Origin of the sequence: Pseudomonas sp. GD03858, from assembly GCF_029840925.1 — a bacterium.
Taxonomy (GTDB): Bacteria; Pseudomonadota; Gammaproteobacteria; order Pseudomonadales; family Pseudomonadaceae; genus Aquipseudomonas.
Window position 1 is genome coordinate 24,120 of the sequence record NZ_JAOCDM010000042.1, and the last position, 15,358, is coordinate 39,477.

The 15,358-nt window shown below is 63.4% G+C and carries 13 protein-coding genes and 1 tRNA gene; 13 read left to right on the plus strand and 1 reads right to left on the minus strand.

All coding sequences use genetic code 11. The features are described from left to right. Positions 1 to 110 precede the first annotated feature (110 nt). From dnaG to N5D48_RS13295, 9 genes are all read left to right on the plus strand, one after another. The gene (dnaG, locus tag N5D48_RS13255) at positions 111 to 2,099 is read left to right on the plus strand and encodes a DNA primase (protein WP_279884854.1); all 1,989 of its coding nucleotides are present in this window, start codon (positions 111 to 113) and stop codon (positions 2,097 to 2,099) included. Between the two features lie 67 nt (positions 2,100 to 2,166). Continuing rightward, the gene (gene rpoD, locus N5D48_RS13260) at positions 2,167 to 4,017 is read left to right on the plus strand and encodes an RNA polymerase sigma factor RpoD (protein WP_279884857.1); all 1,851 of its coding nucleotides are present in this window, start codon (positions 2,167 to 2,169) and stop codon (positions 4,015 to 4,017) included. Between the two features lie 120 nt (positions 4,018 to 4,137). Then, the gene (locus N5D48_RS13265) at positions 4,138 to 7,881 is read left to right on the plus strand and encodes an EAL domain-containing protein (RefSeq protein WP_279884859.1); all 3,744 of its coding nucleotides are present in this window, start codon (positions 4,138 to 4,140) and stop codon (positions 7,879 to 7,881) included. 17 nt (positions 7,882 to 7,898) lie between these two features. Then, a tRNA-Ile gene (locus tag N5D48_RS13270) sits at positions 7,899 to 7,975 on the plus strand. 130 nt (positions 7,976 to 8,105) lie between these two features. Next, positions 8,106 to 8,810 carry an F-box domain-containing protein gene (locus tag N5D48_RS13275; RefSeq protein ID WP_279884860.1) on the plus strand — a complete coding sequence of 235 codons (705 nt, stop codon included), beginning with the start codon at positions 8,106 to 8,108 and terminating at the stop codon, positions 8,808 to 8,810. Continuing rightward, on the plus strand, positions 8,807 to 9,442 hold the full coding sequence (locus tag N5D48_RS13280; RefSeq protein ID WP_279884861.1) for a hypothetical protein: 636 nt from the start codon (positions 8,807 to 8,809) through the stop codon (positions 9,440 to 9,442). The genes N5D48_RS13275 and N5D48_RS13280 overlap by 4 nt, the downstream gene beginning before the upstream one ends. Positions 9,443 to 9,457: 15 nt before the next feature. Then, on the plus strand, positions 9,458 to 10,063 hold the full coding sequence (locus tag N5D48_RS13285; RefSeq protein WP_279884862.1) for a hypothetical protein: 606 nt from the start codon (positions 9,458 to 9,460) through the stop codon (positions 10,061 to 10,063). Between the two features lie 143 nt (positions 10,064 to 10,206). Continuing rightward, positions 10,207 to 10,581 carry a hypothetical protein gene (locus N5D48_RS13290; protein ID WP_279884863.1) on the plus strand — a complete coding sequence of 125 codons (375 nt, stop codon included), beginning with the start codon at positions 10,207 to 10,209 and terminating at the stop codon, positions 10,579 to 10,581. 188 nt (positions 10,582 to 10,769) lie between these two features. Further along, entirely contained in the window at positions 10,770 to 11,231 is a 462-nt protein-coding gene (locus N5D48_RS13295) for an Lrp/AsnC family transcriptional regulator (protein WP_279884865.1), read from the plus strand. Positions 11,232 to 11,246: 15 nt separating this feature from the next. On the opposite strand, the gene N5D48_RS13300 is transcribed toward N5D48_RS13295, so the two are convergent. Continuing rightward, complete coding sequence (locus tag N5D48_RS13300; RefSeq protein ID WP_279884866.1) at positions 11,247 to 11,537, minus strand: DUF3077 domain-containing protein; 291 nt, start codon at positions 11,535 to 11,537, stop codon at positions 11,247 to 11,249. A 457-nt stretch (positions 11,538 to 11,994) separates the two neighbouring features. Here N5D48_RS13300 and N5D48_RS13305 point away from each other — a divergent pair, with 457 nt between their 5' ends. The 4 genes from N5D48_RS13305 to N5D48_RS13320 all read left to right on the plus strand — a co-directional run bounded on the left by N5D48_RS13305 (position 11,995) and on the right by N5D48_RS13320 (position 15,291). Beyond that, positions 11,995 to 12,357, plus strand: coding sequence for a toxin (locus tag N5D48_RS13305; RefSeq protein WP_279884867.1), 363 nt, complete (start codon positions 11,995 to 11,997; stop codon positions 12,355 to 12,357). Beyond that, positions 12,335 to 12,649, plus strand: coding sequence for a transcriptional regulator (locus N5D48_RS13310; protein ID WP_279884869.1), 315 nt, complete (start codon positions 12,335 to 12,337; stop codon positions 12,647 to 12,649). Before N5D48_RS13305 ends, N5D48_RS13310 begins: the two co-directional genes overlap by 23 nt. Before the next feature lie 160 nt (positions 12,650 to 12,809). Then, positions 12,810 to 14,492, plus strand: coding sequence for an NAD(P)/FAD-dependent oxidoreductase (locus tag N5D48_RS13315; protein ID WP_279884871.1), 1,683 nt, complete (start codon positions 12,810 to 12,812; stop codon positions 14,490 to 14,492). 16 nt (positions 14,493 to 14,508) lie between these two features. Further along, the gene (locus tag N5D48_RS13320) at positions 14,509 to 15,291 is read left to right on the plus strand and encodes a carbon-nitrogen hydrolase family protein (RefSeq protein WP_279884873.1); all 783 of its coding nucleotides are present in this window, start codon (positions 14,509 to 14,511) and stop codon (positions 15,289 to 15,291) included. Positions 15,292 to 15,358: the final 67 nt, after the last annotated feature.

A 15,358-nucleotide genomic window follows, 5' to 3' on the forward strand; every position in this document is an offset into this window, starting at 1 on the left:
GACGAGCCCTTCACGGGCTGGTGACGAGCACACACCCCCTCAAGCATTTCCCCACGCCAAAGCCACGCACAAGCGTTTAGACTTGCCAGCTGCCAGATGACGAGACTGCCATGGCCGGGCTGATTCCCCAGAGCTTCATCGATGACCTTCTCAACCGCACCGACATCGTCGACGTGGTGAGTTCGCGCATCCAACTGAAGAAGACCGGCAAGAACCTGTCCGCCTGCTGCCCGTTCCACAAGGAAAAGACCCCTTCCTTCACCGTCAGCCCCGACAAGCAGTTCTACTACTGTTTCGGCTGCGGCGCTGGTGGCAACGCGCTCGGCTTCGTCATGGACCACGACAACCTGGACTTCCCCCAGGCGGTCGAGGAGCTGGCCCGCGCGGCCGGCATGGAGGTGCCACGGGAGGAAGGCCGCCGTGGCCAGAAGCCGCGCCAGCCGACCGACTCGCCGCTGTACCCGCTGCTCGAGGCCGCCGCCGAGTTCTATCGACAGGCCTTGCGCGGCCACCCCACCCGCAAGGCGGCGGTGGACTACCTCAAGGGCCGCGGCCTGTCCGGCGAAATCGCTCGCGACTTCAGCCTCGGCTTCGCCCCGCCGGGCTGGGACAACCTGCTCAAGCACCTGGGCGCCGACTCACTGCAGCAAAAGGTGATGATCGACGCCGGGCTGTTGATCGAGAACGCCGAAAGCGGCAAACGCTACGACCGCTTCCGCGACCGGGTGATGTTCCCCATCCGCGACAGTCGCGGCCGAATCATCGCCTTTGGCGGACGGGTGCTGGGCGACGACAAGCCCAAGTACCTCAACTCCCCTGAAACCCCGGTATTCCACAAGGGCCAGGAGCTGTACGGCCTGTACGAGGCCCGCAAGCACAACCGCAACCTCGACGAGATCATCGTGGTCGAGGGCTACATGGATGTCATTGCCCTGGCCCAGCAGGGCCTGCGCAATGCCGTGGCCACCCTCGGCACGGCGACCAGCGAAGAACACCTCAAGCGCCTGTTCCGCGTGGTGCCCAGCGTGCTGTTCTGCTTCGACGGCGACCAGGCCGGGCGCAAGGCCGCCTGGCGCGCCCTGGAGTCGACACTGTCGAGCCTGCAGGATGGCCGGCGCGCACGCTTCCTGTTCCTGCCCGAAGGCGAGGATCCGGACAGCCTGGTGCGCGCCGAAGGTACCGATGCCTTCCAGGCACGCATCAACCAGCATGCCCAGCCGCTGGCCGACTACTTCTTCGAACAGCTGAGCAACGAGGCCGACCCACGATCGCTGGAAGGCAAGGCGCACATGGTCACGCTGGCCGCACCGTTGATCGAAAAGGTTCCCGGCGCCAACCTGCGCCAGCTGATGCGCAACCGCCTGAAAGACATCACCGGCCTCGACCCGCAGCAGATGGAACAGCTGGCCCAGAGCGCCCCTGCATCCAACGTGCCGGACTACGACCCAGGCTACGACTACGACGCCATGGTCAGCTACACGCCGGACCATGGCGACCTGCAGTACCAGCCCGACTACGCACCGCAACAGCAGGAGCAGCGCCCCTGGACGCCGAACAAGGGCGGCGGCAAGAAACAGTGGGACGGCAAGCCGTGGGACAAGAAAGGCGGCAAGCCCTGGCAGCGCGACGGCCAGCGCGGCGAAGCCCCGCCCCGGGTACCAGCGCCGGTCGAGCCGCCGACGCTCTCGGCCCTGCGCACCCTGCTGCACCACCCGCTGCTGGCCGGCAAGGTCGAGGACGCCAGCCACTTCGCCGACGAAGAACAGCTGTACAGCCAACTGCTGGTGGCACTGATCGAGGCCGCGCAGAAGAATCCTAAGCTAAGCTCTATGCAGCTGATCGCACGCTGGCATGGCACCGAGCAGGGCCGCCTGCTGCGGGCGCTGGCCGAAAAGGAGTGGTTGATCGATGCCGACAACCTTGAACAACAGTTTTTCGACACTATAACTAGCTTGTCCGCTCGCCAGCGCGAGCGCAGCCTGGAACATCTGCTCAGGAAAGCACGTCAAAGCGAGTTGAGCGCAGAGGAAAAATCTCAGCTGCTGGCCCTGCTGAGCCGCAATGTTCCCGCACAAAACCCGACCTCATCTGGCGCGTGAGGTCCATGCTCGGGTATAATCCTCGGCTTGTTTTTTGCCCGCCAAGACCTTCAGTGGATAGGGTGTTATGTCCGGAAAAGCGCAACAGCAATCTCGTATCAAAGAGTTGATCACCCGCGGTCGTGAGCAGGGCTACCTGACTTACGCGGAGGTCAACGACCACCTGCCAGAGGATATTTCAGATCCGGAGCAGGTGGAAGACATCATCCGCATGATCAACGACATGGGGATCAACGTATTCGAGAGTGCTCCGGATGCGGATGCCCTGTTGTTGGCGGAAGCCGACACTGACGAAGCCGCAGCCGAAGAGGCCGCCGCAGCGTTGGCGGCAGTAGAGACCGATATCGGCCGCACGACCGACCCGGTGCGCATGTACATGCGCGAAATGGGTACCGTCGAGCTGCTGACCCGCGAAGGCGAGATCGAAATCGCCAAGCGCATCGAGGAAGGCATCCGCGAAGTCATGGGCGCCATCGCTCACTTCCCGGGTACCGTCGACTACATCCTCAGCGAATACGATCGTGTCACCTCCGAAGGTGGCCGCCTGTCCGACGTCCTCAGCGGTTACATCGACCCTGACGACAATATCGCCGCGCCGACCGAGGAAGTACCGATTCCAGGTGCCAAGGCCGCCGCCGCGAAGGAAGAAGAAGACGACGACGACGAAAACGCTGAAAGCAGCGACGACGAGGAAGAGGCCGAAAGCGGCCCGGATCCGGTCGTGGCCGCACAGCGCTTCGGTGCCGTCAACGATCAGCTGGTCATCACCCTCAAGGTGCTGAAGAAGCACGGTCGCACGCACGCCGAAAGCATTGGCGCCATGCAGGCCCTGGCCGATCTGTTCATGCCGATCAAGCTGGTGCCCAAGCAGTTCGACGCCCTTGTGGAGCGTGTGCGCGGCGCGCTTGACCGCCTGCGCCAACAGGAACGCGCCATCATGCAGCTGTGCGTGCGTGATGCCCGCATGCCGCGCGCCGACTTCCTGCGCCTGTTCCCGAGCAACGAGACCGACCAGACCTGGTCCGGCGACCTGGCCAAGCGCAACACCAAGTGGGCCGCCGCCCTGGGTGAGAAGGACGCCGCGATCGTCGCCTGCCAGCAGAAACTGATCGACCTCGAGACCGAGACCGGCCTGACCGTGCTCGAAATCAAGGAAATCAACCGCCGCATGTCCATCGGCGAGGCCAAGGCCCGCCGCGCCAAGAAGGAAATGGTCGAGGCGAACCTGCGTCTGGTGATCTCCATCGCCAAGAAGTACACCAACCGCGGCCTGCAGTTCCTCGACCTGATCCAGGAAGGCAACATCGGCCTGATGAAGGCGGTGGACAAGTTCGAATACCGTCGCGGCTACAAGTTCTCGACCTACGCCACCTGGTGGATTCGCCAGGCGATCACCCGCTCGATCGCCGACCAGGCGCGCACCATCCGTATTCCGGTGCACATGATCGAGACGATCAACAAGCTCAACCGCATTTCCCGCCAGATGCTGCAGGAAATGGGTCGTGAACCGACCCCGGAAGAGCTCGGCGAGCGCATGGAGATGCCTGAGGACAAGATCCGCAAGGTGCTGAAGATCGCCAAAGAGCCGATCTCCATGGAGACCCCCATCGGTGACGATGAAGACTCCCACCTGGGCGACTTCATCGAGGACTCCACCATGCAGTCCCCGATCGACGTGGCCACGGTCGAAAGCCTCAAGGAAGCGACCCGTGACGTGCTCTCGGGCCTGACCGCACGCGAAGCCAAGGTGCTGCGCATGCGTTTCGGTATCGACATGAACACCGATCACACCCTCGAAGAAGTCGGCAAGCAGTTCGACGTGACCCGCGAGCGGATCCGTCAGATCGAAGCCAAGGCGCTGCGCAAGCTTCGCCATCCGACGCGAAGCGAGCACCTGCGCTCCTTCCTCGACGAGTAAAAGACCAACCCCGGCCCAGGCCGGGGTTTTTCTTATGTGACAAAAGGTCGTGGGCGGCGCCCTACCACGGGCAGGATGCCCGTCTACACTCGAATCAGTCCCCCTGATCGAGAGGCCGCTATGCCCCTGATGCCGGCCCTCCTGTTGTTGATCCTGCTCGCCTGGAACACAACGGCCGGCGCCTTGACCCTGACTGACGAGGAACAGGCCTGGCTCAGCGCCCACCCGCAGCTGCGCCTGGGCGTCGACGCTTCATGGCCGCCGTTCGAATTTCGCGACCAGGAGGGTCGCTACCAGGGATTGGCCGCCGACTACATCGCCCTGATCCAGGACCGGCTCGGCGTCACGCTCAAGCCGATCGAGCCCAGCTCCTGGACCGAAGTGCTCGAACAGGCGCGCAAGAGCCGCATCGACCTGCTGCCGGGCATCATGTCCACGCCTGAACGGCAGAACTACCTCGCCTTCACCCGCCCCTACCTGGACTTCCCGATCGTCATACTGGCCCACTCCGGTGGCGCGCAGCCGCGCAACCTCAAGGACCTGTACGGCCTGAAAGTCGCCGTGGTGGAAAACTACGCGCCCCACGAACTGCTGCGCACCCATCATCCGGACCTCAACCTGGTGGCGCTGCCCAACGTCAGTTCCGCGTTGCAGGCATTGGCGACCGACGAGGTGGATGCGGTGGTGGGCGACCTTGCCTCGAGCATCTGGAGCCTGCGTCAGCTCAAGCTCGAGGGCCTGTATGTCAGTGGCGAGACCCCCTACCGCTACCAACTGGCCATGGCTGCGCCGCGCAGCCAGAAGGTGCTCGTGGGCATCCTCGACAAGGTCATGGCCGACATGAGCAGCAGCGAAGTCAGCCATATCCAGCAGCGCTGGGTAGGCAACGTCGTCGATCAGCGGACCTTCTGGCACGATGTACTGCTGTACGGGCTGCCGGCGGTGCTGGTACTGATGGCGATACTCGCCGTCGTGATCCGCATCAACCGCCGCCTGAGCTCGGAAATCTCCCGGCGCATCGCCCTGGAGCAGGAACTGCGCAGCAGCGAGTACCACTATCGCGGCCTGGTCGAAAGCCTGTCGGCGGTCGCCTGGGAGGCCGACGCGAACGACTTCACCTTCAGCTACGTGTCCCCCCACGCCGAGGACCTGCTCGGCTACCCCATGGGCGAATGGCTCAAGCCAGGCTTCTGGCGCAGCATCCTGCATCCGGAGGATGCCCTGTGGGCGCAGGCCTACTGCGACAGCGAGACGGCGGCCGGGCGTGATCACAGCCTCGACTACCGAGTGATCCGCGCCGATGGACACACCCTGTGGGTGCGCAACATCGTCAGCATGATCGAGCACGGCCACAAGCCATTGATGCGCGGACTGATGATCGATATCAGCGAAACCAAGCACACCGAGGATGCCCTGCGCCTGTCGGAACAGAAGTTCGCCTCGGTGTTCCAGCAATGTCCGGACATCCTGATCATCGCCCGGCACAGCGACGGCTGCCTGCTGGAGGTCAACGAAGCATTCGAGGAACAGATCGGCCTCAGCCCGGCGCAAGTAATCGGCCGCACCGCCACCGAGCTGGGCCTGTGGGGCGTCGTAGGCACCGGCCCGGCGCTGCTCGAACGCCTGCACCGCGGCGGTGTGCGCAACCTGGAGATGACCTTCCGCCGCAGCAACGGACAGCTGTTCACCGGCCTGACTTCGGCCGAGACCTTCGACCTGGACAGCACACCGGCCCTGGTGGTGGCCATTCGCGACATCAGCCAGCTCAAGGAAACCCAGCAGAAACTGCAGACCTCCGAAGAAAAGTTCGCCAAGGCCTTCCACGCCTCCCCCGATGGCCTGCTGCTGTCGCGCCAGAGCGATGGCTTGCTGATGGAAGTCAACGAAGGCTTCTGTCGCCTGACCGGCTACGTCATCGAGCCAGGCACGGAACAGACCTCGCTGGACCTGGGCATCTGGGTCGACCTCAGCGAACGCCAGCGCATGATCGAGCAGCTCCAGCGCGACGGATTCGTGCGCGACTTCACCAGCCATCTGCGCCGCAGCGATGGGCAGATCCGCCTGTGCGAGCTGTCGGCGCGACCGCTGCCGATCGGCGGCGTCGATTGCATGCTGACCATTGCCCGGGACATCACCGAACGCCACCTGATGCAGGAGAAACTGCAACTGGCCGCCACGGTCTTCGAAAACACCGCCGAAGGCGTGCTGATCACCGACACCGACCAGCGCATCAGCGCGGTCAACCGCGCGTTCAGCGAAATCACCGGCTACAGCGAAATCGAAGCCCTCGGGCAGACCCCGCGCCTGCTCGCCTCCGGCCAGCACGACAGCGCCTTCTACATCGCCATGTGGCACCAGCTGACCGCCGAGGGCCACTGGCAGGGCGAGATCTACAACAAACGCAAGAATGGCGAGGTCTATCCAGGCTGGCTGACCATCAGCGCCGTGCGCAACCACGAACGCGAAATCACCCACTTCGTCGCCGTGTTCGCCGACATTTCCAGCCTCAAGCATGTCCAGGCCAAGCTCGACTACCAGGCCCACCACGACCCGCTGACCGGCCTGCCCAATCGCGCGCTGTTCGAGAGCCGCCTGCAGTCCGCGCTGAACTGCACCCAGGTCTCCGGCCGTCAGGGCGCGGTCCTGTTCCTGGACCTCGACCGCTTCAAGCACATCAACGACAGCCTCGGTCATCCGGTTGGCGACCTGCTGCTCAAAGGGATCGCCCAGCGCCTCAAGGAACAGGTGCGCGATGTCGATACCGTCGCCCGCCTGGGCGGCGACGAGTTCATCATCCTGTTGCCCGGCCTGCACAAGCCCAGCGACGCCAGCACCATTGCCAACAAGCTGCTGGCCGGCTTCCACGCGCCATTCCAGGCGGGCGAACACGAGTTCTTCACCAGCGCCAGCATCGGCATCAGCCTGTTTCCACAGGACGGCACCGACGTCGCCACACTGATCCGCAATGCCGACGCCGCCATGTACCGCTCCAAGGCCAAGGGTCGCAATCGCGTCGAGACCTATACTCGCGACCTCACGGCCCAGGCCAGCGAGCGCATCGCCCTCGAGCACGAACTGCGCCGCGCCATCGAACGCAACGAACTGAGCCTGTGCTACCAGCCCAAGTTCAGCCTCAAGACCCAGAGCCTGGTCGGCGCCGAAGCCCTGGTACGCTGGACCCACCCCACCTTCGGCGAAGTGCCCCCCGAGCAGTTCATCCACATCGCCGAGGAGAACGGCACCATCCTCCAGCTCGGCGACTGGGTGCTGGAGCAGGCCTGCCGGCAGATGCACGGCTGGAAGAAGACCTACCAGTCCTTCGGCCCGCTCTCGATCAACCTCGCCGGCGCCCAGCTGCGTCAGCCCAACCTGGCCAGACGCATCGAGCAGTTGCTGCGCACCTATCAGCTCAAGGCCGGCGACCTGCAACTGGAAATCACCGAGAATTTCATCATGAGTCAGGCCGAGGAAGCCCTGAGCGTGCTGCACCAGCTCAAGCAACTGGGCGTGCAACTGGCCATCGACGACTTCGGCACCGGTTATTCCTCGCTCAGCTACCTCAAGCGCCTGCCGCTGGACATCCTCAAGATCGACCAGTCGTTCATTCGCGGCCTGCCCGACGACCCGCACGACGCGGCCATCGCCCGCGCCATCATCGCCCTGGGGCGCAGCATGCAGCTGACGATCATTGCCGAGGGCGTGGAAAACCAGGCACAGCAGCGCTTTCTGGCCGCCGAGGGCTGCGAGCAGATCCAGGGCTACATCGTCAGCCTGCCCCTGCCGCCCGAGGAGTTCGCGGCGACGTTTCTTCGCATAGCACAAACGGATCTTTCGGATGGCACGGTATCGAAACCCTCGTTATAATCCGGCGCACCTGCTGAGGGCCTATAGCTCAGTCGGTTAGAGCAGAGGACTCATAATCCTTTGGTCCACGGTTCGAGTCCGTGTGGGCCCACCAGATATCAAAAGCCGCGCTATTGCGCGGCTTTTTCGTTTCTTGCTCCCCAGAAGATGACCATTGCGCATCACACACCTGGCCCCGTTGGGTTATGGTGGTCGGCCACGCATGCCACATACAGGGAGTCGTCATGCTGAATGCCATCATGGCCGGCAAGAAACGCGGCACCGGTCTGCAAGGCGAAGCCTTCAGCCCCGAGGAGGCCGAAGGCGCCGAAGATGTGATCACCGCCACTGTTTTCGAACGCCTGGCCTACCTGCCGGATGAGCAGTTCTGCGCCGTGATGCATGACCTGCTCGGCGAGAGCTTCGGGCCGCTGCAAGAGATCCAGTACTGGCCATCCTGGAAATCCAGGGACAACACCAAGGTCGAGCCAGATCTGGTGCTGCATGACGGGCGCCGCACCGTGGTGGTCGAGGCCAAGCGCCACGACCATCGGGACCAGCAGAGCCCTGCTCAGCTAGCCAGGGAATTGCTGGCCGGCTGGCACGGCGAGCAGCTCGAGGACGGATGCATCCTGCTTGCCCTTGGCGGGCTTAGCTACCCGATCGACAGCGCCCGACTGCGGCTGGAGGACGCCTTGCAGCGAGCACTGGCTGGCCAGAAAGCCTCCCCGTACCGACTGGTCTGTCAGAGCTGGCAAGGCCTCTTTCAGATCCTGCAGCAGCATATCCGCCCGGACGGCCCCACCAGTTGCCAGCGCCTGTTCGACGATATCGCCTCCTGCTACGCCTGGCACGACCTGCGCACTCATGATCGACGCTGGCTGAAAGACTTGCGCGATCGACCGCTCGCAGGCCACCCCGATGTCTTTGCACCATGGAGAATGAAATGACAGGGAATCTGGAACACGCACTGCTGGACGTCCGCCGTGCCTATCGGCTGCTGGCCGACTACCAGCAACATCTCTTCGAATTGCTGGGGTACATCCGTGAACGGCTGGGCGCCGTGAACTACTACCACGAGTATGTCTACCCGCAGCCCAAAGGGCTGGCCGGGCTGGACAAGCGCGATGACAGCGGCCTGCGCTACTTGCCGTTCTACGACCTGGCCGCCATCTGGCTCAGGTTTCCGGGCGAACAACAGGCGCACTGGGACAATCACCTGGCCGGCGACCTGATGTTCGGTGCCTGGGTGCGCAGCGATACCGGCTTCAACAAGCGTGACGGCAGCTTCCTCGCCGAGGCCGTCGAAGACACCCGCAGCGAGCTGGTGCTTTCGGTCGTGGTCTGTGAAGAAGATGGCAAGGACATCAACTGGTACCACAACGTCTGGGTGGCGATCAGATACCCCGACAACGGAGAGGTCAACGCCACCGACAAGCCGGGCTATCGGTGCTTCGCCAAGGCCATCCCTCTCGCCGAACTGGCGGACAAGGCATCGATCGATGCGGCCTTGCGAACATGGTGCGCAGACGCCACGGCAAAGCTGGGCACCTCGATTGAGCTCCATCCACAGCACCCTTGAGTACATAAGATCGCCATGGAAAAGCAGAGCGTCATAAATCAATTCAAAACGGCACACGGCGCCTACATCAGGCTGCTGCTGGAAACCTATCCAACCAAGCATCCCATCACCGACAATTCGAAACTTGGCGATCCCCAGTCATGCGCCTTGGCGGTACAGGTGCAGAGCTGCCTGATCGCGCTTGGCTCCACGGCCCAGCAGCGCATGCTGCGCCTGGGGTTCGACCTGCTCTACCCGTTCAACAACATCGTCGATCAATACAACTGGCGTGCCAGCATCATCGAGCAGAACACCAACTACACCACCTTTGCCTCGATCGCCATTCGCATCGATGCGGAACTCCAACTGATCGAAAACGTTCTCAAGCTCAGCGACTACAGCGACTACGAAGGCATAGCGAACGACTTGTTCGCGCAATCCAAGACACGCTACACCTCGACCGCCGAAACGCCGGAGCAAGAAAAAAACGAGGTGCCTCCGCCTGATGGCGATCCCAGGCGGATCAAGCAAGAGGTAGACAGCGAGGCCGTGAAGAACATCCAGAAGTTCGAGTGCGGTACCAACGTTGCCTCCAACATCGCCAACGTTCTCTCCGCCGGCAAAACACTGCTTGGCCTCTGAGTTCTCATTCGAGCTTGCCCACCAGCCAGAACGGGCAAAGTGCCTTTAGCACACCCGTTCTATTTCGCCATCAACCCCACGTTCCTAGAATCTCTCCATCGCTTCGGCACCGGGTCGGAGCCCAGTGATCGAGGGAACGTCACATGAACATCCAAGGAACGCTTGGGGCCCTGCTGGTCGTACCGATGCTGGCGACGCTCGCCGGTTGCGTGGCACCGGGTTCACAAGGCCAGGGACTGCAGGGCAGCCAGATGGCCAGCAGCAACGCCCCCTGCACGCCGAGCACCACCGACAACCTGATTTCCACCGGCCGCAGCCTGCTGAGCATCGCCAACTCCGTGCTGGAAACCAAGAACAGCTTCAATGGCGACACCGCCACCTACGACCAGCGCATGCAACTGGCCGAGAATGCGCAGAAGGTCAACAAGGGCAACCAGATGCTCGACAACGTCGAGAGCATGACCGCCGGCTTGAAGTCGCCCTGCGCCACCGCGACGCAGACCAGCGCCGCACGCTGATCGCCGGCATCGCCAAGCCCGCTGCCAAAGGATTCACGGAGCCCCCAAGGCTTGCGTGAAACCTTCGGCAGCGGGCTTTTTCGCGCTAGGGCGCAAGTACCGTGGCAATGACGTGATCGCCACGCTGGGCGCCTTGCGCGAATCGGTCAGGCTTGCATAGGCTAGCGGCTCGACAAAAGAGACCTACCATGCCGGCCACCTCCTCCATCGCCCTCGACGCCATCGATCGCCAGTTGATCGCCCTGTTGCAGATCAACGCCCGGGAAAGCGTCGCCACCCTCGCCCGCCAGCTGGGGATCGCCCGCACCACGGTGAACTCGCGCCTCGAACGCCTGGAGCGCAACAAGGTGATCACCGGCTATGGCGTGCGCCTGGGCCAACGCCTGCTGGGCGGTGGCCTGCAAGCGTATGTCGGGATCAAGGCGCAACCGCGCTCGGGCAAGGACATCGTCCGCCACCTGAGCGCCATGGGCCAGGTACAGCAGCTGTGCGCGGTCAGTGGCGAATTCGACTATGTGGCCTGGTTGCTCAGCGATTCGCCGGAGCAGCTGGATCAGCTGCTCGACCAGATCGGCAGCCTCGAGGGCGTGGAGAAGACCACCACGTCGATCATCCTCAGCAGCAAGGTCGACCGCGGCCAGCCAGGCTGACCGCAGGCCCGGCGCTCAGGCCTCCATCGCGTCGAGCAGGCCCTCCAGCAGCGCCCGCACCGTTTCCGCCGAATGCAGGATCGACCAGATCATCGCCCGCCCCGCTTCGGGGGCATGGTGCTGGGCGTAGTCGTCGGCGATTTCCTGGATCGCGCGGGCCAGCATGCTGGCGTGGACCAGTGCGTCGGCGGCATCGATGCCGGGGCGGACAGTGAAGATGGGGGGATGGCTGGACTCGCAGGAGCAGAAGGATTGCTCGGTGGTCGGGTTCAGTGCGAGGGGTGGATCGGGGACGATCTTTTTCATGGGTGTTGCCTCCATTACCGGCTCAAGGAGGCCACCACGCAACCTTCTCACGGGAATGGGTGGCAGCCATGCGCGGGGTGAGAACCGGCGAAGTTGGAGGCTACATTCCGGCCAGGCAAAACCTGCCCGCGCACAGCTGCCATGACAGCATGCCTCCAAGTAGATCGCCGGGTTCTCACGCCCGATCACCGAATGTGCGGTGACCGGCAAAAACTAACCGCGAAGGTTTACCCGCACAGCCAGACTGGAGCGACAGGGCGAGTAGGATAGATCTCGATAAATTTGCCGTCTGTAGGAAATGGCCTGACAAGCAGCGACCCACCCGCCTCCCAATGACATATTCGGCAACCCTCCCCTGCCACCTCCCTTTCAATCCACGTTTACGCTGACGGCAAACCGCCCCTATTGACGCATCGGCGGTCTCACTACAAACTATACGCGGATCACGTACAAAAGCATGGATGCTCTCTTTGTTGAACTACCCGCTTTCGAGCGCTTTCGCAGCCAGTATCTGGACGATGAGGATTTTCGCTCGCTGCAACGCCTGCTACTCCTGCATCCCCATGCTGGCGATGTCATCAAGGGAACGGGCGGCCTCAGGAAGATGCGCTTCGCGGATGTGCTGCGCCACAAAGGCAAGCGCGGTGGCACTCGGATCATCTACTACTGGTGGTCCGCCGGGCAGCAATTCTGGCTTTTCACGCTCTACGGCAAGGAGGTCCAGGATGACCTGACGCCACACCAACGCCAGGCCCTGAAAAACCTGCTGGAACGCGAATACCTGACGAGGACGACCAATGTCACGCAACATCTTCACTGAACTCACCGAAGGCTTCGACGCTCTCGCCGATGAGCGCGCCGGCAAACTGACCCTGCGTTCACACAAAGTGACCTTCGAAGAACTGGCTCCGCTGGCCCCCAACGAACTGACCGAACTGCGCCAGCGCCTCAACATGTCACGCGCGGTGTTTGCCGCCTACCTGCGCACCAACGCCCGAACCCTGGAAAGCTGGGAACAGGGCCGCTCCAGACCTAACGCCCAGGCCGTGGCACTGATCCGGCTGGTACAGAAATATCCGGAGACCGTCGAACATCTGGCGTCCTTGAGCTGATTCGTCACTATCAAGCAAACCGAAGTCATTAAGACGAAATAAATTACATAACGACGCCAATCTGCATCTTAATTACGAACCCGCCACTTCATAAAATGGCCACCAGGCATTCTCTATACTCAGGCTCCGCCCCCTGCGCAGCCCCTGGCAAGGTCACGACATGAACAAGAACAACCGCCACCCCGCCGACGGCAAGAAACCCATCACCATCTTCGGCCCGGACTTCCCCTTCGCCTTCGACGACTGGCTGGAGCACCCGGCCGGCCTGGGCAGCATCCCCAAGGAGCGCCATGGTGAAGAGGTGGCGATTGTCGGTGGCGGCATCGCCGGGCTGGTGGCGGCCTACGAACTGATGAAACTGGGCCTCAAGCCCGTGGTGTACGAAGCCTCCAAGCTGGGCGGACGGCTGCGTTCGCAAGCGTTCAACGGCACCGACGGCATCGTCGCCGAACTGGGCGGCATGCGCTTCCCGGTGTCGTCCACGGCGTTCTATCACTACGTCGACAAGCTGGGCCTGGAGACCAAGCCTTTCCCCAACCCGCTCACCCCCGCCTCGGGCAGCACGGTCATCGACCTGGAAGGCCAGACCTACTACGCCGAAAAAGCCGCCGATCTGCCGCAGCTGTTCCATGAGGTCGCGGACGCCTGGGCCGACGCCCTGGAAAGCGGCGCACAGTTCGGCGACATCCAGCAGGCCATCCGCGACCGCGATGTGCCACGCCTGAAAGACCTGTGGAACAAGCTGGTGCCGCTGTGGGACGACCGCACCTTCTATGACTTCGTCGCCACCTCGCGCTCGTTCGCCAAACTGAGCTTCCAGCACCGCGAGGTGTTCGGCCAGGTCGGCTTCGGCACCGGCGGCTGGGACTCGGACTTCCCCAACTCGATGCTGGAAATCTTCCGCGTGGTGATGACCAACTGCGACGATCACCAGCACCTGGTGGTCGGCGGCGTCGAGCAGGTGCCCCAGGGCATCTGGCGGCACGTGCCCGAGCGCTGCGCCCACTGGCCCGCCGGCACCAGCCTCAGCGGCTTGCATGGCGGCGCGCCGCGCACCGGGGTCAAGCGCATCGCCCGCGCCGCCGATGGCCGCCTGGCGGTCACCGACAACTACGGCGATGTGCGCCACTACGCGGCGGTGCTCACCACCTGCCAGAGCTGGCTGCTGACCACCCAGATCGACTGCGAGGAGTCGCTGTTCTCGCAGAAGATGTGGATGGCCCTGGACCGTACCCGCTACATGCAGTCGTCGAAGACCTTCGTGATGGTCGATCGCCCGTTCTGGAAGGACAAGGATCCGCAGACCGGCCGCGACCTGATGAGCATGACCCTCACCGATCGCCTGACCCGCGGCACCTACCTGTTCGACAACGGCGACGACAAGCCGGGGGTGATCTGCCTGTCCTACGCCTGGATGAGCGATGCCTTGAAGATGCTGCCGCACCCGACCGAGAAGCGTGTGCAGCTGGCCCTCGACGCCCTGAAGAAGATCTACCCGAAGACCGATATCGCCGGGCATATCATCGGCGACCCGATCACCATCTCGTGGGAGGCCGACCCGCACTTCCTCGGCGCCTTCAAGGGCGCGCTGCCGGGCCACTACCGTTACAACCAGCGCATGTACGCGCACTTCATGCAGCAGGACATGCCTGCCGAGCAGCGCGGCATCTTCATCGCCGGCGACGATGTTTCGTGGACCCCGGCCTGGGTGGAAGGCGCGGTGCAGACTTCGCTGAACGCGGTGTGGGGTATCATGAATCACTTCGGTGGCCAGACCCACTCGGACAACCCAGGCCCGGGAGATGTATTCCACGAGATCGGCCCTATCGCCCTGGCCGACTGAGCGAAGGAGTAGCGCCATGCGCATCGCCCTGTTCCAGGGCACGCCAAAGCCACTGGACGTGCCCGGCAATCTCGAGCGCCTGCAGCACCAGGCCCACTTGGCAGCCGCCCGCGGCGCGCAACTGCTGGTGTGCCCGGAGATGTTCCTCAGCGGCTACAACATCGGCCTGGACCAGGTGGAGCGCCTGGCCGAGGCCGAGGACGGTCCCTCGGCCATGAGCGTCGTCGAGATCGCCCAGGCGCACCGCATCGCCATCGTCTATGGCTACCCGGAGCGGGCCGAGGACGGGTCGATCCACAATAGCGTGCAACTGATCGACGCCCATGGCCGCAGCCTGTGCAACTACCGCAAGACCCACCTGTTCGGCGAGCTCGACCGTTCGATGTTCAGCCCGGGCGCCGACCACTTCCCGGTGGTCGAGCTGGACGGCTGGAAAGTCGGGCTGCTGATCTGCTACGACATCGAGTTCCCGGAGAACGCCCGGCGCCTGGCGCTGAACGGCGCCGAGCTGATCCTGGTGCCGACGGCGAACATGACGCCCTACGACTTCGTCTGCCAGGTGACCGTGCGCTCACGGGCGCAGGAGAACCAGTGCTACCTGGTGTACGCCAACTACTGCGGCAGCGAGGGCGAGATCCAGTATTGCGGGCAGAGCAGCATCGTCGGGCCGGATGGCAGCCTGCTGGCGATGGCTGGCCACGAGGAGGGACTGCTGCTGGCGGATATGGAGCGCGAGCGGGTATTGAAGGGGCGGGAGTTGTTTCCCTACCTGGCGGACCTGCGCCGGGATCTGCACTAGCAGGCGGCCCTTTCAAGGTATTGAGAATTGGCGCTCGGCTTGGACCTGCCGGGGCTGCTTTGCAGCC

Coding starts and splice junctions, on each gene's coding strand:
- dnaG (WP_279884854.1), top strand. CDS start 111: ATGGCCGGGCTGATTCCCCAGAGCTTCATCGATGACCTTCTCAACCGC.
- rpoD (WP_279884857.1), top strand. CDS start 2,167: ATGTCCGGAAAAGCGCAACAGCAATCTCGTATCAAAGAGTTGATCACC.
- N5D48_RS13265 (WP_279884859.1), top strand. CDS start 4,138: ATGCCCCTGATGCCGGCCCTCCTGTTGTTGATCCTGCTCGCCTGGAAC.
- N5D48_RS13275 (WP_279884860.1), top strand. CDS start 8,106: ATGCTGAATGCCATCATGGCCGGCAAGAAACGCGGCACCGGTCTGCAA.
- N5D48_RS13280 (WP_279884861.1), top strand. CDS start 8,807: ATGACAGGGAATCTGGAACACGCACTGCTGGACGTCCGCCGTGCCTAT.
- N5D48_RS13285 (WP_279884862.1), top strand. CDS start 9,458: ATGGAAAAGCAGAGCGTCATAAATCAATTCAAAACGGCACACGGCGCC.
- N5D48_RS13290 (WP_279884863.1), top strand. CDS start 10,207: ATGAACATCCAAGGAACGCTTGGGGCCCTGCTGGTCGTACCGATGCTG.
- N5D48_RS13295 (WP_279884865.1), top strand. CDS start 10,770: ATGCCGGCCACCTCCTCCATCGCCCTCGACGCCATCGATCGCCAGTTG.
- N5D48_RS13300 (WP_279884866.1), bottom strand. CDS start 11,537: ATGAAAAAGATCGTCCCCGATCCACCCCTCGCACTGAACCCGACCACC.
- N5D48_RS13305 (WP_279884867.1), top strand. CDS start 11,995: ATGGATGCTCTCTTTGTTGAACTACCCGCTTTCGAGCGCTTTCGCAGC.
- N5D48_RS13310 (WP_279884869.1), top strand. CDS start 12,335: ATGTCACGCAACATCTTCACTGAACTCACCGAAGGCTTCGACGCTCTC.
- N5D48_RS13315 (WP_279884871.1), top strand. CDS start 12,810: ATGAACAAGAACAACCGCCACCCCGCCGACGGCAAGAAACCCATCACC.
- N5D48_RS13320 (WP_279884873.1), top strand. CDS start 14,509: ATGCGCATCGCCCTGTTCCAGGGCACGCCAAAGCCACTGGACGTGCCC.